Origin of the sequence: Pseudidiomarina aquimaris (assembly GCF_003987395.1) — a bacterium.
In the GTDB taxonomy this organism is placed as follows: Bacteria; Pseudomonadota; Gammaproteobacteria; order Enterobacterales; family Alteromonadaceae; genus Pseudidiomarina; species Pseudidiomarina aquimaris.
Genome location: NZ_PIPT01000021.1, coordinates 1 through 1,197, shown reverse-complemented (window position 1 = coordinate 1,197; position 1,197 = coordinate 1). Strand labels below are relative to the sequence as shown.

Genomic DNA, 1,197 nt, shown 5'->3' with positions numbered 1-1,197 from the left:
TGTAATCCCCCCATTTTAAGCAGCAGTTATTCGTAGAATTAATGAACCGCTTGCGTTAATTGTTTGGGCGGAATGCCTCCGATGGCCGTGTTAGGCCGTTCGTTGTTATAAAGCCAAAGCCACTGAGTGGCAAGTTCTTGTGCATGTTCGACGCTTTCAAACAGGTGTAAATCGAGCCATTCATGTCGTACTGTTCGATTAAATCGTTCAACATAGGCATTCTGAGTTGGTTTGCCGGGTTGAATATAGAGCATCGTAATTTGATGTTTTTCAGCCCAACTGATGAGCTCACCCGAAAGGTATTCAGGGCCATTGTCGCAACGAATAGCCGCAGGTTTTCCTCGCCATTCAATAACTTGCTCCAAGGCACGGATAACCCGGGCACTTGGCAGCGAGAGATCGACTTCAATGGTTAATCCTTCACGGTTGTAATCGTCAATGACGTTAAATGTTCGCAGTGAACGACCATCAGCTAAACTGTCGGACATAAAGTCCATCGACCAGACTTGATTCATTGCAGTTGGCACGCTTAAAGCGTCTGGTTTGTCGCGTCGCAGGCGACGCTTGGGTTTGATTCGTAAGTTCAGCTCTAGCTCGCGATAAATGCGGTACACGCGTTTGTGGTTCCATCGAAACCCTTTCACGTTACGCAAGTGCAAGAAGCATAAACCAAAACCCCAGCGCTTCTGTGCGGTGGTTAAGCGTAGCAACCAATCAGCAATCACAGCATTTTCATCGCTGAGTTTGCTTTGATAGTGGTAGCAGCTCTCGCTAATACCCATGCAAACACAGGCAAAACGAACGCTAATACCATGGCGTTGAATGGCAGCTCGCGCCATCTCCTTGCGCTGAGATGGCTTTACAGCTTTCCCTCAAGGGCTTCCTTGCGGATCTCAGCTTTGAGTCGCTCTTCGGCATACATTTTCTTGAGGCGTTTGTTTTCGTCCTCAAGCTCTTTGAGACGTTTCATCATCGATGCGTCCATGCCGCCAAACTTGGCGCGCCATTTATAAAATTGAGCCGAGCTCATGCCGTGTTCACGGCAAAGCTCTGGAACGGGTACCCCGTTCTCGTTTTGTTTCAGAATCGCTAAGATCTGACTGTCTGTGTATCGTGATTTGCGCATAGAAAACTCCTTCGTTTTAGTTTAACGGAATTTTCTACTTATAACTGCTCCGATTTTTCGGGGGGATTACA

Annotated in this window: 1 protein-coding gene; it reads right to left on the bottom strand. The window is 47.5% G+C overall.

The genetic code is table 11. The annotated features are described in order from the left end of the window. Positions 1–38 precede the first annotated feature (38 nt). Positions 39–1,126 (bottom strand): IS3 family transposase gene (locus CWE21_RS13345; protein ID WP_126834910.1). Its coding sequence is split into 2 segments (ribosomal slippage): positions 39–865 and positions 865–1,126, totalling 1,089 coding nucleotides; the frame shifts between segments, so codons are not numbered across the junction. Between the last annotated feature and the right edge of the window lie 71 nt (positions 1,127–1,197).